Below are 22,355 nucleotides of genomic sequence, written 5' to 3' on the forward strand. Positions count from 1 at the left end.
GTGTTCAGGCAAAAGAAAACCGGCGCATCCAGCGCCGGCCCGGGTTGTCGACGCAGCTCGCCGTCACTCCTTGGCGGGCAGCAGCAGCAGTTGCGGCTCGCCGCCGGCTTCCTGCTCGGCGCAGACGCGTGGCGCATGCGGCTGGCGCAGGTAACGGGAGGTGTGGCGCCGCTCGCTGGTGTGGTGGCCGCCGCTATTGGCCGGCCAAGTCAAGAAGCGCGACAGTTCCTGCAGCGCGCGCTGGTAGACATCGCGCTTGAACTCGATCACGCAGTCCAGCGGCACCCAGTATTCGTGCCAGCGCCAGGCGTCGAACTCGGGATGGTCGGTCAGGCGCAGGTTGACGTCGTTGTCGCGCGCGACCATGCGCAGCAGGAACCAGATCTGCTTTTGCCCGCGGTAATGCCCGCGGATTTCACGCTTGATGAAATGATCCGGCACTTCATAGCGCAGCCAGTCGCGGGTGCGTCCCACAATCTTGACGTGCTCCTGGCGCAAGCCGATTTCCTCCTCAAGCTCGCGGTACATGGCCTGCTCCGGCGTCTCGCCGTACTTGATTCCCCCTTGCGGGAACTGCCACGAGTGCTCGCGCACCCGCTTGCCCCACCACACCTCGTTCTGGGCGTTCAGCAGGATGATGCCGACGTTGGGTCGAAACCCTTCACGGTCGAGCATATTGCACCTCGAAACTTTCTGCCGGCGTATGCTTCTTATATTTTTACCTACAAATCCAGGCTCCCACCGGGTTTTCGACACGCGAAAACAGCCGGAACCGTTGAATCGGACCCATTTGTATAAAGATTGGGACGCATCGACCAGCTAATCCTTTAAAATTAGATTGATTATAACTCTCTCTTTTTAAAAAGAATTCATCGATATGCGTGCCTCCCGATTTTTTATTTCAACCCAAAAAGAAGCGCCTTCCGACGCCGAGATCGTCAGCCACCAGCTGATGATGCGCGCGGGGATGATCAAGCGCCTCGGTTCCGGCATCTATACCTACATGCCGACCGGTCTGCGGGTGATCCGCAAAGTCGAAGCGATCATTCGCGACGAGATGAACAAGGCGGGCGCGATCGAAATGCTGATGCCGCTCGTCCAGCCGGCCGAGCTGTGGCAAGAGACCGGTCGCTGGGACAAATTCGGTCCCGAAATGATGCGCGTCAAGGACCGCCATGGCCGCGATTACGTGATCCAGCCGACGTCCGAAGAAGCCGTCACCGACGTGGCGCGCGCGGAAATCAAGTCCTACCGCCAGCTGCCGCTGAACTTCTATCATATCCAGACCAAGTTCCGCGACGAGCGCCGGCCGCGCTTCGGCCTGATGCGCGGGCGTGAATTCACCATGAAGGACGCCTATTCGTTCGACCGCGACCTGGCCGGCATGCAAGCGTCCTACCAGGTCATGTTCGACGCCTACAGCGCCATCTTTACCCGCTTCGGCCTGAAGTTCCGCGCAGTGGCGGCCGACAATGGCGCCATCGGCGGCAGTGGCTCGCATGAATTCCACGTCATCGCCAGCACCGGCGAAGACGCGCTGGTGTACTGCCCCACCTCCGACTACGCCGCCAACATGGAAGCGGCCGAAGCGATGCCGATCGCGTCCAGCCGTCCGGCCGCCGCGCATGCGCTCGAAAAAACAGCGACGCCAGGCACCGTCAAATGCGAACAGGTCGCAGCCCTGCTCGGCATCGACCTGGCGCACACGGTCAAAACGATCGCGCTGACGGTCGAGAAGGAAGAGGGCGGCAAACCGGGGGGCAAGCTGATTAAAGAGAACTGGATGCTGCTGCTGCGCGGCGACCATGAGCTCAACGAAGTGAAGGTGGCCAAGGTGCCGGGCCTGGCGAACCACCGCTTTGCCACCGAAGCGGAGATCCTCGAGTGCTATGGCACCATCCCCGGCTACCTCGGGCCGATCGGCTGCAAGCAACCCGTCACCGTGGTTGCCGACCGCACCGTCGCCAACATGGCCGATTTCGTCTGCGGCGCCAACGTTGAAGGCTTTCATTTCACGGGCGCGAACTGGGGGCGCGACGTCACCGAGCCGCTCGTGGCGGACTTGCGCAACGTCGTCGAAGGCGACGCCTCGCCGGACGGCAAGGGCGTACTGGCGATCGAGCGCGGCATCGAAGTGGGCCACGTTTTCCAGCTCGGCACCGCCTACTCGGAAAAGATGAAGGCTACTTTTCTCGACGAGAACGGCAAGCCGGCGCCGCTGCAGATGGGCTGCTACGGCATCGGCGTGACCCGCATCCTGGGCGCGGCGATCGAGCAGAACTTCGACGACAAGGGCATCGTCTGGCCAAGCGCGATCGCGCCGTTCGAAGTGGTGCTGTGCCCGATGGGCATGGACCGCAGCGAGATGGTCAAGTCCGAGGTCGAAAGCCTGTACGCGGCGTTGACGGCTGCCGGCGTCGACGTCATCGTCGACGACCGCGGCCTGCGTCCGGGCGCCATGTTCGCCGACTGGGAACTGATCGGCGTGCCGCACCGCGTGGTGATCGGCGAGCGTGGCCTCAAAGAAGGCAACCTCGAGTACCAGGGCCGGCGCGACTTTGATGCGACCGCCGTGCCGGTGGCCGGCATGGTCGACTTTATCAAAGGCAAGCTGGGCCGGTGATGGGTGTTGCGGCAAGCATGACACGACTGGCGCGGGTACTGCTCGCCGCTGCCCTTGCATTGATCCTTGGCGTTGTAGGTGGCGCTCCGGCCCACGCTGGCAACCAGAAGGAAGAGGCGCTGGCGCTGTCGGTGCGCCTGGCGCTGGCCAACGCCATCAAGGACGCGCGCCCGCCGCAGCCGGTGTTTCGCGACGAGGCGGCGCGCCAGCGCTACCAGCGATGGCTTGGCGAGATGTCCGAGCGTCTCAGGCGCAAGCTGCCCGACCAGCAGTCGCGTACCGAATTTTTGGAGACGGCCTGGTACGAAGCCACCCGCGCCGGTCTCGATCCGAGCCTGGTGCTGGGGCTGATCCAGGTCGAGTCGGCGTACCGCAAGTACGCCGTATCGATGGTGGGCGCGCGCGGCTACATGCAGGTGATGCCGTTCTGGGCCAAGGTGATCGGCGACAGCGACCGCAGGAAGCTGTTCCACATGCAGACCAACCTGCGCTACGGCTGCGCGATCCTGCGCATGTACATCGATATGGAAGCGGGCAGTTTGTATCTGGCGCTGGGACGCTACAACGGCAGCCGCGGCCGGCCAGAGTATCCGAATGCGGTACTGGCGGCGTGGAAGAAGTGGGAGTTGGCGCCGCTGGCCAGTGGCTAATCCGATTAAATGTGCAGCATCCGCAACGCCCTTAGTTTCCAAGTTATTAATTAACTGCGAATCAGGCATAAAACAAAAGGCCCCGGTTTTTCAACCGGGGCCTTTCTCAATTCGGCCGATGGAGCCTGGTTGTTTTTATTTCAGATGATCGGAAATGAGTTTGGTCATTTCGAACATGGATACCTGGGCTTTGCCGCCGAAGACAGCTTTGAGCTTGTCGTCAGCATTGATCATGCGGCGGTTTACTGGATCCTGCAGGTCGAGCTTTTTAATGTAGTCCCATACTTTTTTGGTGACTTCGGTGCGTGGCAGCGGGGCTGCGCCAACCACTGCGGCCAGGGTATCGGACGGAGTCATCGCCTTCATGAAGGCGGCATTCGGCTTGCGTGGTGCTGCTGGTGCTTTTGTCGCTGCGGCTGCTTTTGGCGCCGCAGCCTTTGCTGGAGCTGCTTTCTTAGCCGCTGGCTTTGCCGCTGCTGCCGGCTTGGCTGCTGCTTTTGCTGGAGCTGCTGCTGGGGTTTTTTTGGCTGTTGCCATCTTCAAGCCTCCTTAACGAACACATGGGAAATTGCGCAATTGATCGCACGGCTTATATTGGTGGGCTTTTACTGTTGTTGCAAGTCTTTTTCAACGTTTTTCACTCTAACACAAGCGAAATAATCAATAATGCGCGCGCCCGGTGCTTGCCCGGGCGCCGCGGCGGGGAAAACCGATAAAAAAAGCCGGCTGCGGAGCGATTCCGTCAGCCGGCTTTTTATCGCGCCGCGAGCGCTTGGAAGCGGCATCGGAGCGATTAAAACGCGATTAAAACCCTTAACGCATCCCCGGCATCATGCCTTTCATACCGCGCATCATCTTCATCATGCCGCCGCCCTTGAGCTTTTTCATCATGCTTTGCATCTGGTCGAATTGTGTCAGCATGCGATTGACTTCCTGCACCTGGACGCCGGCGCCGGCGGCGATGCGGCGCTTGCGGGTGGCCTTGATCAGCTCCGGCTTGGCCCGTTCGGACGGCGTCATCGAGTCGATGATGCCGACCATGCGGCGTACCTGCTTGTCGGCCTGGTCCATGTTGCCGCCGGCCGCAGCTTGCTGGAACTGGGCCGGCAGCTTGTCGACCAGGCTGGCCATGCCGCCCATTTTCTTCATCTGGCCGAGCTGCGACTTGAAGTCGTTCATGTCGAACTTGCCGCCGATTTTGATCTTGTTGGCCAGGTCGGCCGCCGCCTTGACGTCGACGCCCTTGCGCGCTTCCTCGACCAGCGCGAGGATGTCGCCCATGCCGAGGATGCGGTTGGCCATGCGCTGGGCGTCGAACGCCTCAAGGCCGTCGAGCTTTTCGGACACGCCGGCGAACTTGATCGGCTTACCGGTGATGTGGCGCACCGACAGCGCGGCGCCGCCGCGCGAATCGCCATCGAGCTTGGTGAGCACGATGCCGGTCAGCGGCAGCGCGTCGTTGAACGCCTTGGCGGTATTGATGGCGTCCTGGCCGAGCATGGCGTCGACCACGAACAGCGTTTCGATCGGCTTGACGGCGGCGTGCAGTGCGGTGATCTCCTGCATCATCGCTTCGTCGATGCCGAGGCGGCCGGCGGTGTCGATGATCAGCACGTCGTGGTAATGCTTCTTTGCCCAGTCGAGCGCGGCAAGGGCGATGGCGACCGGCTTGTCGGTGGCGGAAGAGGGGAAGAAGTCGGCGCCGACCTGTTTGGTGACCGACTCGAGCTGGGCGATCGCGGCCGGACGGTAGACGTCGGCCGAGACGGTCAGCACTTTTTTCTTCTTTTCTTCGCGCAGGTACTTGGCCAGCTTACCGACGGTGGTGGTCTTGCCGACGCCTTGCAGGCCGGCCATCAGGATGATCGCCGGCGGCTGCTGCGCGAAACTGAGCTGCGACGCTTCCGGCCCGAGGTCGGCGCCCATCAGCGCGGCCAGTTCCTTCTGCACCACGCCGACCAGCGCCTGGCCCGGGGACAGCGAGCCGATGACTTCCTCGCCAAGCGCTTTTTCCTTGACGCGGCTGATAAATTCGCGCACGGCGGGCAGCGCCACGTCGGCCTCGAGCAGGGCGAGGCGCACTTCGCGCAGCATCTCGGCGGTATTGGTTTCGGTCAGTCGCGCCTCACCGCGCATGGTCTTGACGACCTTGGCAAGGCGTTGGGTTAAGTTATCTAGCATGGCGAACCTGGATGAAGACTTGGACGAGCCCGGCGCAGCGCCGGGCGGTGACGAGCATTTTACCTCATCGCCGTGGCGTGCCGGCGGCATCGCAAGCGGCTGCCTTTCTTCTATATAGTTGCGCGCCGTTGCGTGGCGCCGGCGGCATGTTGATGTTTGACACATCTTGCTTTGCAGTATAGCCTTTCCTACCAGCCACTTTTTACGTTGGCTGGGCGCGACAATCACTGACGGGAAAGCAACAGCGCTTTAAGCGACAGGCCCTTACGTGCTGGCATTTGAATGCATAATGTTGGCAACACCGAACACTCATTTTAATCACGGAGACAGGCATGACGACGACATTGATCTGCAGGACCATCGCCATCGCGGCAATGCTGGTGGCGGGCGGCGCCCAGGCGCAGGAAGTGGTTCGGCTCGGCAACCTGAAGTTTGCGCACTATGGCGCGGTATCGTACATCAAGGAAATCGCGCCGAAATGCGGCATCAAGGTCGAAGAGAAGATCTTCGCCAAGGGGCTCGACGCCATGCAGGCCGTCATTGCCGGTGAACTCGACGTCGCCACCACCGCTTCCGAGGCCGCCATTTCGGGCCGCGCATCCGGGGCGCCGATCTACGTCGTGGCCGGTTTCGCCAAGGGCGGCGCGCGCCTGGTGGCCCGCCCCGAGCTCAATATCAAGACCGTCAAAGACTTGAAGGGCAAGAAGGTCGGCGTCACCCGCGGCGCGATCCAGGAAGTGCTGTTGATGGCCGAGCTGCAAAAGCACGGCCTGACCTCCGACAGTGCGCCCGGCAAGGACGTCCAGCTGATCTTTCTGTCATACCCGGACCTGAACGCCGCGCTGCTGGGCAAGAACATCGACGCCATGATGCAGTCGGAGCCGCAGTCGTCGCAGGCGATCAACAAGAATTTCGGCGTCGAAGTGATCAAGCCGTACGACACGCCGATCGGCGAACCGGTGCGCACCATGGTGATGACGGAAAAGTTCTACACGGAGAAGCGCGCGCTGGCCGAGAAGTTCATGAAGTGCTTCGTCGAGGCGACCAAGACCTTCATCGACAACAAGGCGCTGGCCGAGAAGTACGTGCGCGAAGTGGTGTTCAAGGGCCAGATCACGACCGACGATTTCAACGACGCGATCGGCAATTCGTCGTACACCTACGACATCACGCCCGAGCACATCCAGATCACCACCGACATCATGGTCAAGACCGGCGTCGGCAGGATGACCAAGCCGCCGCTGGCAAAAGACTGGGTCAAGACCGACATGCTCGACGCCGCCAAGAAGAGCTTGAATGTCAAGTAAGGGCGCTGGCACGCAGTTGGCCAACAGGGTGCCGACAGGCGTGCGTAGCCGGCGTTGGCGTGAGATCGGCGTCGGGCTGGTGGTGCCGGCGGCGATCATCGCGCTATGGCAGGTCGTGGCGGCGATGGGCTGGGTCAACCCCCAGGTGCTGCCGTCGCCGCTGGCGGTAGTCGCCAAGTGGATCGCGTATTTGCTGCCGCTGCAGCCGTACGTTGAAGGCAGCAAGCTGGCCTGGTATTTTTCGGGTGAGCTGATCATCGACTCGCTCAGCTCGATGTACCGGGTGGTGGTGGGCTTCGCCATCGGCGCCGGCCTGGCCCTGCCGATCGGCCTGGCGATGGGGGCGAGCAACCGCGTCTACGCTTGGCTCAACCCGCTGTTCCAGCTGCTGCGGCCAGTCCCGCCGATCGCCTACATCCCGCTGTCGATCCTGTGGTTCGGGCTGGGCAATCCGCCGGCGGTGTTCCTGATCGCGCTGGGCGCTTTTTTCCCGGTGTTGATGAACACCATCGCCGGCGTGCGCCAGGTCGACAGCATCTACCTGCGGGCGGCGCGCAACCTCGGCGCCAACCAGCGCACCATGTTCCTGCGCGTGATCCTGCCGGCCTCGGTGCCCTACATCCTGGCCGGGGTGCGGATCGGCATCGGCACCGCCTTCATCGTGGTGATCGTCTCCGAGATGATCGCGGTGAACAACGGCCTGGGCTTTCGCATCCTGGAGGCGCGCGAGTATTTTTGGTCCGACAAAATTATCGCCGGCATGATCACCATCGGCTTGTGGGGCCTGGCGATCGACGTCGGCATGAACCGCCTGAACAATTATTTGCTGCGCTGGCACCGCGGCATGGAAAGTTAAGATGCGCACCGATAGCACCAGCACCCATATTGTCATTTCAGGCGTCAGCAAGGTGTTCCAGACGGCCGACCGCGAACTGGTGGCGCTGTCCGGCATCGACCTGGTCATCCCGCGCGGCCAGTTCATTTGCCTGCTGGGCCCCTCCGGCTGCGGCAAGTCGACCCTGCTCAACGCGGTGGCCGGCTTCTCGCCGCCCACTTCCGGCACCATCACGGCCGACGGCAAGCCGGTCACCGAGCCGGGGCCGGACCGCGGCATGGTGTTCCAGGAATACGCGCTGTTCCCATGGATGACGGTCGAGGACAACATCGGCTTCGGCCTGCAGATCAAGGGCATCGGCAAGGCCGAGATCGGCCAGCGCGTCGACGCCCTGCTGGCGATGCTGTCGCTGTCGGACTTCCGTCAGCGCTTCCCGAAGGACCTGTCGGGCGGCATGCGGCAGCGGGTGGCAATCGCCCGCGTGCTGGCGATCGACTCGCCCATCATGCTGATGGACGAGCCATTCGGCGCGCTCGACGCGCTGACCCGGCGCAACCTGCAGGACGAGCTGCTGCGCATCTGGGCCGAGCTGAAGAAAACCATCATTTTTGTTACCCACAGTATCGAAGAGGCGATCTACCTGGCCGACCGGATTGTCGTCATGACGTACCGGCCGGGCACGGTCAAGCGCGACATCATCGTCGATCTGCCGCGCGAGCGCGATCCGGCCTCGCCCGAGTTCAATGCCCTCAAGCGCGAACTGGGCCAGCTGGTGATGGAAGAACAGCAACGCCACCACCGCGATGAACTGCGCATGGCCGCCGTCGATTAAGAAAGTGTTCATGCTGCTTTCGTGCTGCTTTCATGCTGCTTTCATGCTTTAACCCGCCAGCCTTCAGCTTTGACTTCGATGGTGTAAACTCACCCCATGCAGACTTACCTATTTCTTGCCGCCGCGCTGACCTACGCCGGCTGTGCCTTGCTCGCGGTGCGACAGGGTGCGCTCATTTCGGCCTTCACCGCCTTCGGCTGGCTGCTGCATGGCGCCGCGCTGTGGTCCGACATGCGCGCCCCCGGCGGCTTGCGGTTTGGCTTCGCCATCATGCTGTCGGCCGCGCTGTGGGTGTCGGTGCTGGCCTACTGGTTCGAAAACCGCAACTTCGCGCTTGACGGCCTGCGCCGGCTGGTGATGCCGTGCGCCGCCGCCGCCGCGGTGCTGCCGGTGCTGTTCCCCGGCAGCGTGTTCCAGCTTGCCGGCCAGTCGAGCGCGTTCGGCTGGCATATCGCCGTCGCCATCCTCGCCTACAGCATCCTCACCATTGCCGCCTTCCACGCGGTGCTGATGGCGCTGCAGGAGTCGCGCCTGCACACGCGCAGCCCGGCCGCCGGCTGGCTCGGCGGCGCGCTCGACCAGCTGCCGGCGCTGCTGACGATGGAAAAATTGCTGTTTCGCCTGATTGGCATCGGCTTTGTCTTGCTCAGCCTGACCGTGTTGTCGGGCATCGTGTTTTCTGAGCAACTGTTCGGCGCCGTGCTGAAACTGGACCACAAGAGCGTCTTCGCGCTGTTGTCGTGGGTCCTGTTCGCGGCGCTGCTGGCCGGGCGCAGGTGGCGCGGCTGGCGCGGCAAGACCGCCTTGCGCTTCACCCTGGCCGGCTTCGCCACGCTGGTGCTGGCCTATGTCGGCAGCCGCTTCGTGCTCGAAGTGATGCTGCACCGGGCGGTCGCATGAGCCGCCTGCTGTTCTGGCTGGCGCTGGCGATACTGATCGTGATGGCGATCCGCAGCAAGCTGCGCGCGTCCGCCAAGCCGCCGCGCGCCGGGCGGCGGGAGCCCGAAGCCGGGCCGGCGGCAGTGGAATCGATGGCTTGCTGCGCCCATTGCGGCGTGCATTTCCCCGCTTCGGAAGCGGTGCACGCCGACGGCCTGGAGTACTGCAGCCCGGCCCACGTCCGCCTGCCGGCGAAGTAAGCGCCGATGGCACGCTGGCAAACGCTATCGGCCGAATCGCGCGAGACCTTCTGGCGCTCGCTGAAAACCCTCAACGCCAGCCGCATCGTCATCGCGCTGGTGCTGCTGCTGTATCTGGGCTTCGACGCCATGGGCGCGCGCGCGCAGGGCCCGCAGCTGTATGCCGAAACCTGCATCGCCTACCTGGCCACGGCGGTGGTGTTCGCCATGGTGACGCTCTGGTGGCGGCGCCGCTTCCTGGCCCAGTTGTCCCTTCAAATCGCCTGCGACATCGCCGTCATTTCGCTGCTGTACGTCAGCGCCGGCGGCGTTCGCAGCGGCCTGGCCATCCTGTACCTGTTTCCGCTGGCCGGCGCGGCGATCCTGGCGCCGCTGATGCTGGCGTTGTTCTCGGCGTCGCTGGTGACGCTGATCCTGATCGGCGAGAGCGCATGGCAGGTGGTTTTCTGGCGCGGCGAAGCGTCCTTGACGCAGTCGGGCGTGTACGGCGCGTCGTTTTTCGCCATGGTGCTGCTGGTGAGCCGGCTGGCCGCCAAGCTGATCGGCCAGGAGGAACTGGCGGCGCGGCGCGGCGCCGAGCTCAAGATCGAGCAGGCGGTCAACCGCATCGTCATGGCCGACGTCGGCGACGGCATCCTCGTAGTCGGGTCCGACGGTCATGTATTGACCAGCAATCCGGCGGCCCAGCGCATGCTGGCACTGAGCGGGGAGGGCGTCGATTTCAGGTTGGCCGACTCGGCGGCGCTGGCGCCGATCGCCCAGGCCTTCAGCGCCTGGCAGGGATGGGCACCGGACAGTGCCGCACCGGACAGTGCCGCACCGGACAGTGCAGTGCCGAATGGCCAGGGTGCGTTTGTGACGATCAAGCCCGGCGAGGACGACGGCATCGGCCCGGGGCCGGGGCCGGTGATGCGCAGCGCGCGGCCCGATCTTGCCGCCCACTTGAAGCTGCGCTTCGCGCGGGTCGACACGGCCGGCCACGAAACCGGGCGCTGCGTGATTTTCATGCAAGACGTCACGGCGATCGAAAACCAGGCGCAGCAGCTCAAGCTGGCCTCGATGGGCCGGCTCACCGCCAGCATTGCCCATGAGGTGCGCAATCCGTTGTCGGCCATCGGCCACGCCACCGCGCTGCTGGCCGAGGACCTGGCCGAGCCGCCGCAGGCGCGCCTGCTCAAGATCGTCAGCGACAACGTGGCGCGGGTCAATCGCATGGTCGAAGACATCTTGCAGCTCTCGCGCAAGGTGCAGCCGCATTCCGAACCGCTGCTGCTGGGCGGTTTCCTGGCCGAGCTGCGCCACGAATTCCAGCAAACCCATGCGTTGGCCGACGACATGATCTCGCTCGCCGGCGCCGGCGCCGCCCCGGTGCGCTTCGATGCGCTGCACCTGCGCGAGGTGGTCGTCAACCTGCTCACCAATGCGATCCGCTACGCCAGCGCCACCGCCGGTTCGATCCGGCTGTTCGTCGTCAGCGCCGCGCCCGGCCGGATGGAGCTGCACGTGCAGGACGACGGCCCGGGCATCACGCCGCAAGTGCGCGCTCACCTGTTCGAGCCGTTCTACACCACTTCGAGCAAGGGCACCGGCCTTGGCCTGTACCTGGCGCGCGAACTGTGCCTGAACAACGACGCCATGCTCGACTACGAATACCGCATCGATCCCGGCGCATTCGCCCCGCGAAAGGCCAGCGGCAGGTTTGTGATCACGTTCGCCCAACCTGCTGTGCCCCTTTCCCTTCCCCTGATGCGCAATCCAGATAACGCGAAGATACTGCCATGACCTCACCCCGTATCCTGGTCGTCGACGACGAAGCCGACCTGCGCGAACTGCTCGACATCACGCTGGTACGCATGGGGCTCGACGTCGATTGCGCGGCGACGCTCGGCCAGGCGCGCGCGCTGTGGGCGGCCAACGAATACGCGCTGGTGCTGACCGACATGCGCCTGCCTGACGGCCTCGGGCTCGAACTGGTACGCGACGTCGCCGCCAGCGGCAAGGGCACGCCGATTGCGGTCGTCACCGCTTACGGCAGCGCCGACAACGCGGTGGTGGCGCTGAAAGCGGGTGCCTTCGATTACGTCTCCAAGCCGGTGGTGCTGGACGACCTGCGGGTGATGGTGCGCTCGGCGCTGCGGGTATCGCACCCGGGACCGGACCTGTCGGCCGCGGGCGCTGCCACTCCCAGCCGGCTGATCGGCGATTCGGCCGCGATGCAGGCGCTGCGCGCGCAGATCGGCCGGCTGGCGCGCTCGATGGCGCCGATCGCCATCACGGGCGAATCGGGCAGCGGCAAGGAACTTGCGGCGCGCGAGATCCATGCCCAAAGCGCGCGCGCGGCGCGCCCCTTCATCGCCGTCAACTGCGGCGCGATTCCCGAAGCGCTGATGGAGGCCGAGTTTTTCGGCTACCGCAAGGGCGCCTTCACCGGCGCCGCCGACGAGCGCGATGGTTTTTTTCAGGCGGCCAATGGCGGCACTTTGATGCTCGACGAGGTGGCCGACCTGCCGCTGGCGATGCAGGTCAAGCTGCTGCGCGCGATCCAGGAGCGGCGCGTGCGCAAGATCGGCGCCACAGCTGAAGAGCCGGTCGACGTGCGCATCATCAGCGCCACCCACCAGGATTTGGCCCATTGCGTCGAAACGGGCAAATTCCGGCAAGACCTGTTTTACCGCCTGAACGTGATCGAACTGGGGTTGCCGCCGCTGCGCGAACGCTTGAGCGACCTCGGGGTGCTGACCGCGGCGATCCTGACCAGGTTGGCAGCGGCCGGGGCCGGGCAAAAGGCGGCACTTGGCGCGGGCGTGCTCGAGACCCTGTGCGCGTATTCCTTCCCGGGCAATGTGCGCGAGCTGGAAAACGTGCTCGAACGCGCACTGGCATTCGCCAACGACGGCGTGATCGAAGTGGCCGACCTGTCGCTCAAGAGCGCGCGCGCGGCCGAGCCGATATCCTCTACTGCCGCCGCCGCCGCCGCCGCCGCCGCCGCCGCCGCCGCCGTTGCTCTTGCTGCTCCTGCCCCCGGGCCGAGCGCCGGCGCGCCGGTGAGCGGCCCCGCCGCATTGCCCAACAGCCTGCCGGAATACCTCGAACAGGTCGAGCGCGACATCATCCTGCGCGCGCTGGCCCAGACCCAGTTCAACCGCACCCAGGCCGCCCAGCTGCTCGGCATCAGTTTTCGCCAGTTGCGCTACCAGATGCAAAAACTCGGCATCCAGGAGCCGGAGCAGTCATAAACGCTTACTTATGCGGCGATCGGCGCCGACGGCTGGCGCTTTTTTTGGCTGACAAAACCTTGCCGAATCGATGTTGAAATCTGTCGAAATCAACCTTCCTGGCTTCCGCAAACAGGGCAAAGTTAGTGGTCGCTCACCGGCTGGTCGGCGCGCTTTCCAGTTTAATAAATGTCAATGCCCATACGCTAAGAAACTAGCAAATATATAGTCCCCAATGGTGCCGGAAAGGTATTGCATGCCTATCGGCCAGGTACTACAATTAGTCTTACTTTGACGCTTATGACTAGATGTAGTGGTGCAGAGGCGGGTCGGCCTGGTATTTGGCCAAGCCACTCGCGGCACGCACCTGACACAATTTTACCCGCCCGGCATCAATCGGAGCGGTATCGAACCAACGGATCGACCCATGCTTCAACGTCGTTTGCCAACAGGCTGCAACGGTTGGCAGGGTACTCTTTCGCTTTTTATTTGTTGGCGGATCCGCCCATCAGGCGGTCCACTTGATAACAATGGCAGCAGCACGACTGCATGCCGCCCCTGGGAGCTTCAATGCAAACATTACAAGACATTTCCACCAATTCGCTGCACGTCACCCCAGGTCAGGCCGCTACCGCCGGCCCGGGTAGCGCTGCCGATATCGCCGCTCACGGCGACTACCGCATCATCCGCCGCAACGGCGCCGTGGTCGCCTTCGAACCGTCGAAAATCGCCATCGCCGTCACCAAGGCTTTCCTCGCCGTCACCGGCGGGCAGGGCGCCGCCTCGTCGCGCGTGCGCGAACTGGTCGAGCAGCTGACCGCCAACGTGGTGGCCGCGCTGGTGCGCCGTCATCCGGGCGGCGGCACCTTCCATATCGAAGACGTGCAGGACCAGGTGGAATTGTCGCTGATGCGTTCAGGCGAGCACGACGTCGCGCGCGCCTACGTGCTGTACCGCGCCAAGCACATGGAAGAGCGCAGGCTGGCAAAGGAGGCGCTCGGCGGCTCCGGCCAAGCTACTTCGCCACAACTCCACGTGCTGGAAAACGGCGTGCGCCGCCTGCTTGACATGAACCAGGTCCGCGACCTGATCGCTGCCGCCTGCGTCGGCCTGGAAAAGCACGTCGACGCCGACGCCATCCTGGCCGAAACGGTGCGCAACCTGTACGACGGCGTGCCGGTCGAAGAGCTGCACAAGTCGGCCATCCTGGCCGCTAGAGCCCTGATGGAAAAAGACCCGGCCTATTCGCAAGTGACCGCCCGCATCCTGCTGCACACGATCCGCAAAGAGGTGTTCGGCCAGGAAGTGCCGCAGGCAAAAGCGGCGGCCCACTATGTAGAGTACTTCCCGCAATACATCGCCAACGGCATCGCCAACGACTTGCTCGATCCGGTGCTGGCAACCTACGACCTGGCCAAGCTGGCGAAGGCGCTGGTCGCCGACCGCGACCTGCAGTTCGGTTACATCGGCTTGCAGACCCTGTACGACCGCTACTTCCTGCACGTGCGCGACGTCCGCATCGAAATGCCGCAGGCGTTCTACATGCGCGTGGCGATGGGCTTGTCGTTGCGCGAAGAAAATCGCGAGGCGCGCGCCATCGAGTTTTACAACCTGCTGTCGTCGTTCGACTTCATGAGTTCGACCCCGACCCTGTTCAACTCGGGCACCTTGCGCTCGCAGTTGTCGTCGTGCTATCTGACGACGGTGTCGGACGACTTGGAGGGCATCTTCGACGCCATCAAGGAAAACGCGCTGCTGGCCAAGTTTGCCGGCGGCCTGGGTAACGACTGGACCCCGGTGCGCGCGCTTGGCGCCCACATCAAGGGCACCAACGGCAAGTCGCAAGGCGTGGTGCCGTTCCTGAAAGTGGTCAACGACACCGCCGTCGCGGTCAACCAGGGCGGCAAGCGCAAGGGCGCGGTATGCGCCTACCTCGAAACCTGGCACATGGATATCGAGGAATTCCTCGACCTGCGCAAAAACACCGGCGACGACCGCCGCCGCACCCACGACATGAACACCGCCAACTGGATCCCGGACATGTTCATGAAGCGGGTGATGGAAAAAGGCGACTGGACGTTGTTTACGCCGTCCGAGGCGCCGGACCTGCACGACAAGGTCGGCCGTGCCTTCGAGGCGGCCTACCTCGGCTACGAAGCGAAAGCGGCGGCCGGCGAGCTGCGCGTGTTCAAGAAGGTCGCCGCGCTCGACCTGTGGCGCAAGATGCTGTCGATGCTGTTCGAGACCGGCCACCCGTGGATCACTTTCAAGGATCCGTGCAACATCCGTTCGCCGCAGTCGCACGTCGGCGTGGTCCACAGCTCGAACCTGTGCACCGAGATCACCCTCAACACCAGCGCCGATGAAATCGCCGTCTGCAATCTCGGTTCGGTGAACATGCCGGCCCACATGAAAGAGGGCAAGCTCGACCATGTCAAGTTGCAGAAAACGGTCCGCACCGCCATGCGCATGCTCGACAACGTCATCGATATCAATTACTACGCCGTCGAAAAAGCACGCAACTCGAACCTGCGCCATCGCCCGGTCGGCATGGGCATCATGGGTTTCCAGGATTGCCTGCACGTGATGCGCTTACCGTTCGCTTCGAACCAAGCGGTCGAATTTGCCGATCGCTCGATGGAAGCGGTGTGCTATTACGCCTACCTGGCGTCGACCGAACTGGCCGAAGAGCGCGGCCGTTACGCCTCGTACGAAGGTTCGCTGTGGGACCGCGGCATCCTGCCGCAGGATTCGGTCGCCTTGCTGGCCGCCGAGCGCGGCGGTTACCTGGAAGTCGATTCGTCGTCGGCAATGGACTGGACCCCGGTGCGCGAGCGTATCAAGCAGTTCGGCATGCGCAACTCGAATTGCGTGGCGATCGCCCCGACGGCGACGATCTCGAACATCATCGGCGTGTCGGCCTGCATCGAACCGACGTTCCAGAACCTGTATGTGAAATCGAACCTGTCGGGCGAGTTCACCGAGATCAACGCCTACCTGGTGCGCGACCTCAAGGCGCGCGACCTGTGGGACGAAGTCATGATCGCCGACCTGAAGTACTTCGATGGTTCGCTGGCCAAGATCGACCGCATCCCGCAAGACCTGCGCGACCTTTACGCTACCGCCTTCGAAGTGTCGCCGACCTGGCTGGTGGAAGCGGCATCGCGCCGCCAGAAGTGGATCGACCAGGCGCAGTCGCTGAACATCTATATGGCCGGCGCGTCGGGCAAGAAATTAGACGAGACCTACAAGCTGGCGTGGCTGCGCGGCCTCAAGACCACGTACTACTTGCGTACCATCGCTGCCACCCACATGGAGAAGTCGACCTCGAAGACCGGCGCGCTGAACGCGGTGGCGGTCGACGGCGGCATGTCGGCCAGCGCCCGCAGCACGGCAGCCGATGTGTCGGCGGCTTCGGCCGCGGCCGACGCCGAAGCCGAAGCCGACGGCGCAGCCTGCTACCTGCGCCCGGGTGACGACGGGTTTGAAGAGTGCGAAGCTTGTCAGTAAAATAGACACATACATTGAAATCTGCACATTGAAACACGCGCCGCTTGGTCGGCGCGTTAACGTCACACCATCAAGAAGGAAATTCATTATGTTGTCATGGGACGAAGATACTTCCAGCCTGCCTGCCGCCGGCTTGCCGACGGCGGCCGCCACCGAAGCGCCGGCCGACGCCGCGCTCGTTGCCAAGCGCGTCAACAGCGACGACAAGCGCATTATCAACGGCAAGACCGACGTCAACCAGCTGGTCCCATTCAAATACAAATGGGCATGGGATAAATACCTGGCAGGTTGCGCGAATCACTGGATGCCGCAAGAGGTCAACATGCAGCGTGACATCGAATTGTGGAAAAATCCCAACGGTTTGACCGACGACGAGCGTCGCCTGGTGAAAAGAAACCTGGGCTTCTTCGTGACCGCCGATTCGCTCGCCGCCAACAACATCGTGCTCGGCGTTTATCGCCACATCACAGCCCCCGAATGCCGCCAATACATGCTGCGCCAGGCGTTCGAAGAGGCGATCCACACCCACGCTTACCAGTACATCGTGGAGTCGCTGGGCCTGGATGAAGCGGAGATTTTCAATGCCTACAACGAGATCAAGTCGATCCGCGAAAAGGACGAATTCCTGATTCCTTTCATTAATACGCTGACCAATCCGGCCTTCACCACCGGCACCACCGAGAGCGACCAGACCTTGCTGAAGTCGCTGATCGTGTTTGCCTGCCTGATGGAAGGGCTGTTCTTTTACGTCGGCTTTACCCAGATACTGGCGCTCGGCCGGCAGAACAAAATGATGGGAGCGGCGGAACAGTATCAGTATATTTTGCGTGACGAATCAATGCATTGCAATTTCGGGATCGATTTGATCAACACGATCAAGATGGAAAATCCGCTGCTGTGGACGCCTGCTTTCCGCGAAGAGATCAAGGCCCTTTTCCTCAAGGCGGTCGACCTCGAATACGCGTACGCGGAAGACACGATGCCGCGCGGCGTGCTCGGTTTGAATGCCTCCATGTTCAAGGGCTATTTGCGCTTCATCGCCAATCGCCGCTCGGTGCAAATCGGGCTCGAACCGCTGTTCCCGCACGAAGAAAATCCGTTCCCGTGGATGAGCGAAATGATCGACATGAAGAAGGAGCGAAACTTCTTCGAGACGCGCGTGACCGAGTACCAAACCGGTGGCGCATTGAACTGGGAATAGTGAGAATAAGCGCCTCGTTGGCGCGCCTGCAAAACGCGCGCGGTGCATCGCGCGCGTCCCGTTGAGAAAAAGGATGCGAAAAAGTTAGTGCGCCAGTTGCGCACTGACAAGGTTATCGTGTACTTTACGTGATTGAATTTGTCGAAACGTGAACGCGCCGATTTTTTTGCGCGGACGTCGACGCAAACCCGATCAAAAATGGGACGCTGATTCAACCAGATATGCACTTGACCTCATCGCAAAAATTAAGCCGCCCTGCCTGATTTTGTTCAGGCATGGCGGCTTTTTCTTTTCGTGGTCAACGTACTTGATGTGAACAGCGCACTGGTAACACCGATTTTGTCGTCGCGAGATACCGATGACTATGGCTGAACTGCTGCACCCGTGAGGAGGTGCAGCAGTTTAGCTGGTGCCGAATTCATTAGCATAAACAACGAACGCGTTTGTGCCGATGAATAATTCGCTCGATCACCTATACGGGTCGGACGGGTTTTAACCTTGTAGCGTATTTTTCCCATCGCAGATGAAGGAGAACTCAAATGGCAACAGCCGCAAAGAAATCAGTAGCAAAAAAACCGGTCGCTAAAGCCGCCGCCGAGAAACCAGTCGCCAAGACGGCGTTGAAAGTGGCAGCAGCGAAGAAAGCAGCGCCAAAGGCAGCAACCAAGGTAGCAACCAAGGTAGCCGCCAAGCCAGTGGCGAAAAAAGCCGCAGCAGTCAAGCCGGCCGCAGCCAAGAAAGCCGCACCAAAAGCGGCCGCGAAGCCAGTTGCGAAAAAAGCCGCGGCCAAGCCGGCAGTCAAGAAAGCAGCTCCAAAGGCAGCCGCCAAGCCAGTTGCCAAAAAAGCGGCTCCAAAAGCCGCAGCCAAGCCAGTAGCGAAGAAGGCAGCGCCAAAAGCTGCGGCTAAACCTGTAGCTAAACCTGCAGCCAAAAAAGCGTCTGCAAAAGCAGCAGCCAAGCCAGTAGCCAAAAAAGCGGCTCCAAAAGCAGCGGCCAAGCCAGTCGCCAAAAAAGCGGCTCCAAAAGCAGCTGCCAAGCCAGTAGCAAAGAAGGCCGCTACCAAGGCGACAGCACCAGCGGCGAAGAAAGCTGCGCCAAAATCAGCGGCGAAAAAAGCAGCGCCGAAAGCGGCAGCCAAGCCGATCGTTAAAAAAGCGGCTGTTAAAGCGACCCAGCCAGCAGCGAAGAAAACAGCAGTAACCAAAGCCGCCACCAAGGTGACGCAGCCAGCAGCAAAAAAAATGGCCACCAAGGTGCCGCAGCCAGCAGCAAAAAAGGTGGCGGCTAAGCCAGCAGCAAAAAAGCCGGTTAAGGCTGCGGCAAAGCCAGCAGCCAAGCCAGCAGTAGCAGCCAAGCCAGCAGCTAAGCCGGCAGCCAAGCCAGCAGTAGCGGCAAAGCCGGCAGCAGCCAAGCCGGCAGCAGCCGCTGCGGCTCCAGCGGCGCCAGCGGCAGCAGCCAAACCAGCGGTGAAAAAGCCAGCTGCGCCTAAAAAGGCGGCTGCACCAAAGGCGGCACCGGCAGCAGCACCTGCGGCGGCGGCACCAGCACCAGCTGCGCCGACAGCACCGGCGCCAGCGGCTAAAACCGTGTTAGCGCCGGCAGCAGCATGGCCTTTCCCGACCAGCAGCCGTCCGTAATAGCCAGCTGCGCCTGGATCAGGCAAAATACCGCTGTGTGACAAGTCTCACACAGCGGTTTTTTTTAAGTTTAAGGAGTCGTCGTGCTCAGTATTCTCCAGTTGATCGTGGACGCCATCGCCACCGTGCTCGGCGGCGTCTTGCTGCTTCGTTTCTGGATGCAGGCGATTCGTGTCCGGCCACCCGCTTCAGTGGCACAATTCACCTTTACCTTGTCCGACTGGCTGGTGCGTCCCTTGCGCCGCCTTGTGCCGGGTGTGGGCGGCTATGACTGGGCCAGCCTGATCGGCGCCTTCCTGGTGGTGTTCCTGGCGAGCTCGGTATTGTTCCTGTCCGGCTTGTCGGGTACGACGGTGTTCCTGATGGCGCTCTACCGCTTCCTCAGCTGGATCCTGTACGGTTTCATGGCCTTGCTGGTCGTCGAGGCGATTTTTAGCTGGGTTAACCCGCATGCGCCGTTGGCGCCGCTGGTAAGGGCCCTGAACGACCCGCTGCTGCGTCCGCTGCGCAAGGTCGTGCCGCTGCTCGGCGGGCTCGACCTGTCGATGCTGGTGGCGCTGATCCTGCTGCAGATTGCACATCTGCTATTGGGCATGGCGTTCGGTTTTCGGTGACCCGCGGTAAGCCGTCGGTGAGCCATCGATGAGCCGTCCCTGGTGCTGCGCACTGCCGGGCGGCGTGCGCATTGCGGTGCAGATAACCCCGAACGCGAAGAAGACCGAAGTGGTGGGCGTGCAGGACGATGCCCTCAAGCTCAAACTGCAGGCGCAGCCGATCGAGGGCAGGGCGAACGAAGCGCTGGCCAAGTTTCTGGCGGCGGCCCTGTCGATGCCGAAAAGCGCGGTCACCATCACGCAAGGCTTGCGCTGCAAGCGCAAGCTGGTTGAAGTGATGTCGGGCGTGCTGACGGTGGCAGAGGTCGAACGGCTGCTGGTGCCGTGAGCTGAGGTTGACATTGGGTCCCCGCGTTCGCGACGACCCAATTTGCCCTAAAACCGGTAATTGAATTCTTTGTCGAACCGCTCGGCGATGTCAGTGGCGGTGAAGACGTGGTTCTGACCGCCCTGGTGGCCGATCTTGATCGAACCGAGCAGGCTGGCCAGGCGGCCGGTGGTCGGCCAGTCGAAGCCGTTGGCGATGCCGTATAGCAGGCCGGCGCGGTAGGCGTCGCCGCAACCGGTCGGGTCGACCACGCTTGGCGCCGCGACGCATGGGATATCGAAGCGCTTTCCGCCCGCATGAATTTCCGAGCCGTTTTCGCTGCGGGTGACGATCAGCGCATCGAGCCTGCCGGCGATGTCGGCCAAGGTCAAGCCGGTGCGGTCCATCAGCATCTCGAATTCGTAGTCGTTGGCGGCCAGGTAGCTGGCCTTGTCGATGAAGTCGATCAATTCGGCGCCGCTGAACATCGGCAACTGCTGGCCCGGGTCGAACATGAACGGCACGTTCTGGGCGGCGCAGTCGGTGGCGTGCTTGAGCATGCCGTCGCGGCCGTCCGGTGCGATGATCGCCACCGCCAGCGGCCCGCAGTCGGCGACGTTGTTCTCATGCGAGAACTGCATGGCGCCCGGGTGGAAAGCGTTGATCTGATTGTTGTCGAGGTCGGCCGTGACGAAGCATTGGGCAGTGTAGGCGTCGGCGATTTTCCGGATCGCGCGCGTCGGGATGCCGAGCCGCTCGAAGCGCTCGAGGTAGTCGCCGCCGTCCTGACCGATGGTGGCCATGATCAACGGGTCGCCGCCCAGCATCTTCAGGTTGTAGGCGATGTTCGCCGAGCAGCCGCCGAACTCGGTGCGCAGGGTCGGCACCAGGAACGACACGTTGACCTTGTGCATGTGCTCGGCCATCAGGGTTTCGGCGAAGCGGCCGTGGAACTGCATGATCTTGTCGAAGGCGAGCGATCCGCAGATCAGGGTGGTTTTGTTCATGGGTTCAGCCTTATGGATAGAAGATGGCGATATGATAGCCGGAAGCCTTGACCTGATTCAGCTCGAAAGCGAGTTTGACTGCCTGCTCCGAGCGCGGCGCGATGCCCATGGCCGGCGCCACGCCTTGCGGCAGGTATTCGGCCGGCGTGAATACCCGCCGCACCAGCGGTTTGTCGTTGGCGTCGGTCAATGCCAGTTCGAGGTGCGGCCAGGCCTGCACCAGGCTGGCCTGGTTGCGCAGCAAGGTGGTGAACGAAAAGGTATTGGCGCCGAGCGACTGCAGTTCGCCGGTTTCGACGCTGAGGGCGTCGATCTGGGCCGGCAGCTCGACCTTGCAGCCGAACACGGCGCAGGCGCCCGTCAGCAGCGCCTTTGCCTGCGGATGACGGGCCGCCAGCACGTTGCGAAACGAGATCACGCCCTGGGCGGCCAGTGCCAGCACCAACAGGGCGCAAGCGGCGCCCAGCACAAGGCGCCGGCGGCCGCCGGTTCGCGCTTTGTGCCGGCTGATCTTGACGAATTCGGGTTCATGTTCGCCCGGCTCGGGTGTCGGCGCGATCGCCGCCACGTGCGCTTCCGCTTTTCTTTTCCTGGCGGCGTCGACCGCTGGCCTTGGCATGGAAAGAGGCGCCGGCGCGGCCGTGGCCGAAGCGCGCATCAGCAGCGGCGGCTGAAAATCGACGAATGCCGCGCGCGTGGGCGATGGCCCAGGCTCCGATGTTGCCGCGGCTTGATCGATGTCGTCGTCCAGCACCGGGAGGGCCAGAATTTCCTGGTCGACTGGTTGCCCCAAAACCGGGTCAGACCCCATTTGCGGGGACTCTGGTTCTGGTGCAGGTGCAGGCAGCGGTTCCGCCGTAGGGTGCAGCGACTTCGGCAGGATGCCGAACGGATCGAAGGTAGTGTCGAAGTCGAGCGTGTGGATCGGCTCTTGCTGCGTGGGCTCATCATGCGTCGGCGCTTGCGGCACCGGCTTTTCGTGCGCTACTGCGCCGCTGTGCCTGGCGTCGATGGCCGCTACTTCGGCATCGAAGGCGGCGCTCGCCGATGGCCCTGGCGCGTTCAGCGCATGCGCATCGTCGCTTGGCGGCGTAGCGGACGGCGCGCTGGCTGGAACGGTTGCGGTTGCGGTTGCGGCAACGGCAGCGGCAGCGGCAAGGTCGAGCAGCGCGGCATTGCCGTCGAAAACTTCATTGCAGGCGCCGCAACGCACTATGCCCCCACGCAGCTTCAACTGGTCCGAAGCGACCCGGAACGTCGTGTTGCAGTGGGGGCAAATAGTGGCGAGCGCCATGCC

At 62.8% G+C, this 22,355-nt stretch carries 19 protein-coding genes; 13 read left to right on the forward strand and 6 right to left on the reverse strand.

All coding sequences use genetic code 11. The features are described 5' to 3' along the window. Positions 1-63 precede the first annotated feature (63 nt). Entirely contained in the window at positions 64-675 is a 612-nt protein-coding gene (locus tag CR103_RS01570) for an RNA pyrophosphohydrolase (protein WP_229442599.1), read from the reverse strand. Between the two features lie 202 nt (positions 676-877). Here CR103_RS01570 and CR103_RS01575 point away from each other — a divergent pair, with 202 nt between their 5' ends. Both CR103_RS01575 and CR103_RS01580 read left to right on the forward strand, forming a co-directional pair. After that, entirely contained in the window at positions 878-2,623 is a 1,746-nt protein-coding gene (locus tag CR103_RS01575; protein ID WP_099914225.1) for a proline--tRNA ligase, read from the forward strand. Positions 2,624-2,640: 17 nt separating this feature from the next. Further along, on the forward strand, positions 2,641-3,273 hold the full coding sequence (locus CR103_RS01580) for a lytic transglycosylase domain-containing protein (protein WP_099914328.1): 633 nt from the start codon (positions 2,641-2,643) through the stop codon (positions 3,271-3,273). 135 nt (positions 3,274-3,408) lie between these two features. Here the strand turns inward: CR103_RS01580 and CR103_RS01585 are convergent, their stop codons facing one another. Then, entirely contained in the window at positions 3,409-3,810 is a 402-nt protein-coding gene (locus CR103_RS01585; RefSeq protein WP_099914226.1) for an SWIB/MDM2 domain-containing protein, read from the reverse strand. Positions 3,811-4,086: 276 nt separating this feature from the next. Continuing rightward, entirely contained in the window at positions 4,087-5,454 is a 1,368-nt protein-coding gene (ffh, locus tag CR103_RS01590) for a signal recognition particle protein (RefSeq protein WP_099914227.1), read from the reverse strand. 332 nt (positions 5,455-5,786) lie between these two features. On the opposite strand from ffh, the gene CR103_RS01595 reads away from it, so the two are divergent. The 9 genes from CR103_RS01595 to CR103_RS01635 all read left to right on the forward strand — a co-directional run bounded on the left by CR103_RS01595 (position 5,787) and on the right by CR103_RS01635 (position 17,493). Beyond that, entirely contained in the window at positions 5,787-6,761 is a 975-nt protein-coding gene (locus tag CR103_RS01595; RefSeq protein WP_099914228.1) for an ABC transporter substrate-binding protein, read from the forward strand. Next, positions 6,751-7,617 (forward strand): ABC transporter permease, encoded by an 867-nt coding sequence (locus tag CR103_RS01600; protein WP_099914229.1) that lies wholly within the window; start codon positions 6,751-6,753, stop codon positions 7,615-7,617. Before CR103_RS01595 ends, CR103_RS01600 begins: the two co-directional genes overlap by 11 nt. A 1-nt stretch (position 7,618) precedes the next feature. Then, positions 7,619-8,428 carry an ABC transporter ATP-binding protein gene (locus CR103_RS01605; RefSeq protein WP_099914230.1) on the forward strand — a complete coding sequence of 270 codons (810 nt, stop codon included), beginning with the start codon at positions 7,619-7,621 and terminating at the stop codon, positions 8,426-8,428. Between the two features lie 96 nt (positions 8,429-8,524). After that, entirely contained in the window at positions 8,525-9,328 is an 804-nt protein-coding gene (locus CR103_RS01610) for a cytochrome C assembly family protein (RefSeq protein ID WP_099914231.1), read from the forward strand. Next, positions 9,325-9,567: a PP0621 family protein gene (locus tag CR103_RS01615; protein WP_099914232.1), complete on the forward strand. Its 243-nt coding sequence runs from the start codon at positions 9,325-9,327 to the stop codon at positions 9,565-9,567. Before CR103_RS01610 ends, CR103_RS01615 begins: the two co-directional genes overlap by 4 nt. 6 nt (positions 9,568-9,573) lie before the next feature. Further along, positions 9,574-11,349 (forward strand): sensor histidine kinase, encoded by a 1,776-nt coding sequence (locus CR103_RS01620; RefSeq protein ID WP_099914233.1) that lies wholly within the window; start codon positions 9,574-9,576, stop codon positions 11,347-11,349. Then, on the forward strand, positions 11,346-12,803 hold the full coding sequence (locus CR103_RS01625; protein ID WP_099914234.1) for a sigma-54-dependent transcriptional regulator: 1,458 nt from the start codon (positions 11,346-11,348) through the stop codon (positions 12,801-12,803). The genes CR103_RS01620 and CR103_RS01625 overlap by 4 nt, the downstream gene beginning before the upstream one ends. Before the next feature lie 549 nt (positions 12,804-13,352). Then, positions 13,353-16,292 carry a ribonucleoside-diphosphate reductase subunit alpha gene (locus CR103_RS01630; protein WP_099914235.1) on the forward strand — a complete coding sequence of 980 codons (2,940 nt, stop codon included), beginning with the start codon at positions 13,353-13,355 and terminating at the stop codon, positions 16,290-16,292. Positions 16,293-16,380: 88 nt separating this feature from the next. After that, on the forward strand, positions 16,381-17,493 hold the full coding sequence (locus CR103_RS01635; protein WP_180279241.1) for a ribonucleotide-diphosphate reductase subunit beta: 1,113 nt from the start codon (positions 16,381-16,383) through the stop codon (positions 17,491-17,493). 535 nt (positions 17,494-18,028) lie between these two features. Here CR103_RS01635 and CR103_RS22400 read toward each other — a convergent pair. Beyond that, a complete protein-coding gene (locus tag CR103_RS22400) occupies positions 18,029-19,156 on the reverse strand; it encodes a hypothetical protein (protein ID WP_180279242.1) in 1,128 nt (375 codons plus the stop codon). Between the two features lie 57 nt (positions 19,157-19,213). Here CR103_RS22400 and CR103_RS01645 point away from each other — a divergent pair, with 57 nt between their 5' ends. Both CR103_RS01645 and CR103_RS01650 read left to right on the forward strand, forming a co-directional pair. Continuing rightward, positions 19,214-19,744 carry a YggT family protein gene (locus CR103_RS01645; protein WP_267873958.1) on the forward strand — a complete coding sequence of 177 codons (531 nt, stop codon included), beginning with the start codon at positions 19,214-19,216 and terminating at the stop codon, positions 19,742-19,744. Positions 19,745-19,772: 28 nt separating this feature from the next. Further along, entirely contained in the window at positions 19,773-20,072 is a 300-nt protein-coding gene (locus CR103_RS01650) for a DUF167 domain-containing protein (protein WP_099914238.1), read from the forward strand. Positions 20,073-20,119: 47 nt separating this feature from the next. Here CR103_RS01650 and CR103_RS01655 read toward each other — a convergent pair whose 3' ends face one another. Next, a complete protein-coding gene (locus CR103_RS01655; RefSeq protein ID WP_099914239.1) occupies positions 20,120-21,058 on the reverse strand; it encodes a carbohydrate kinase family protein in 939 nt (312 codons plus the stop codon). 10 nt (positions 21,059-21,068) lie between these two features. Beyond that, positions 21,069-22,352, reverse strand: a complete 1,284-nt coding sequence (locus CR103_RS01660) for a DUF3426 domain-containing protein (protein ID WP_099914240.1) — start codon at positions 22,350-22,352, stop codon at positions 21,069-21,071. Positions 22,353-22,355 lie beyond the last annotated feature (3 nt).

The organism is Massilia psychrophila (assembly GCF_002760665.1).
Taxonomy (GTDB): domain Bacteria; phylum Pseudomonadota; class Gammaproteobacteria; order Burkholderiales; family Burkholderiaceae_D; genus JAFCUW01.

Bases quoted from the DNA above. Each gene is read 5' to 3' on its own strand.
- CR103_RS01570 (WP_229442599.1), bottom strand. From the start codon at position 675: ATGCTCGACCGTGAAGGGTTTCGACCCAACGTCGGCATCATCCTGCTG.
- CR103_RS01575 (WP_099914225.1), top strand. From the start codon at position 878: ATGCGTGCCTCCCGATTTTTTATTTCAACCCAAAAAGAAGCGCCTTCC.
- CR103_RS01580 (WP_099914328.1), top strand. From the start codon at position 2,641: ATGACACGACTGGCGCGGGTACTGCTCGCCGCTGCCCTTGCATTGATC.
- CR103_RS01585 (WP_099914226.1), bottom strand. From the start codon at position 3,810: ATGGCAACAGCCAAAAAAACCCCAGCAGCAGCTCCAGCAAAAGCAGCA.
- ffh (WP_099914227.1), bottom strand. From the start codon at position 5,454: ATGCTAGATAACTTAACCCAACGCCTTGCCAAGGTCGTCAAGACCATG.
- CR103_RS01595 (WP_099914228.1), top strand. From the start codon at position 5,787: ATGACGACGACATTGATCTGCAGGACCATCGCCATCGCGGCAATGCTG.
- CR103_RS01600 (WP_099914229.1), top strand. From the start codon at position 6,751: ATGTCAAGTAAGGGCGCTGGCACGCAGTTGGCCAACAGGGTGCCGACA.
- CR103_RS01605 (WP_099914230.1), top strand. From the start codon at position 7,619: ATGCGCACCGATAGCACCAGCACCCATATTGTCATTTCAGGCGTCAGC.
- CR103_RS01610 (WP_099914231.1), top strand. From the start codon at position 8,525: ATGCAGACTTACCTATTTCTTGCCGCCGCGCTGACCTACGCCGGCTGT.
- CR103_RS01615 (WP_099914232.1), top strand. From the start codon at position 9,325: ATGAGCCGCCTGCTGTTCTGGCTGGCGCTGGCGATACTGATCGTGATG.
- CR103_RS01620 (WP_099914233.1), top strand. From the start codon at position 9,574: ATGGCACGCTGGCAAACGCTATCGGCCGAATCGCGCGAGACCTTCTGG.
- CR103_RS01625 (WP_099914234.1), top strand. From the start codon at position 11,346: ATGACCTCACCCCGTATCCTGGTCGTCGACGACGAAGCCGACCTGCGC.
- CR103_RS01630 (WP_099914235.1), top strand. From the start codon at position 13,353: ATGCAAACATTACAAGACATTTCCACCAATTCGCTGCACGTCACCCCA.
- CR103_RS01635 (WP_180279241.1), top strand. From the start codon at position 16,381: ATGTTGTCATGGGACGAAGATACTTCCAGCCTGCCTGCCGCCGGCTTG.
- CR103_RS01650 (WP_099914238.1), top strand. From the start codon at position 19,773: ATGAGCCGTCCCTGGTGCTGCGCACTGCCGGGCGGCGTGCGCATTGCG.
- CR103_RS01655 (WP_099914239.1), bottom strand. From the start codon at position 21,058: ATGAACAAAACCACCCTGATCTGCGGATCGCTCGCCTTCGACAAGATC.
- CR103_RS01660 (WP_099914240.1), bottom strand. From the start codon at position 22,352: ATGGCGCTCGCCACTATTTGCCCCCACTGCAACACGACGTTCCGGGTC.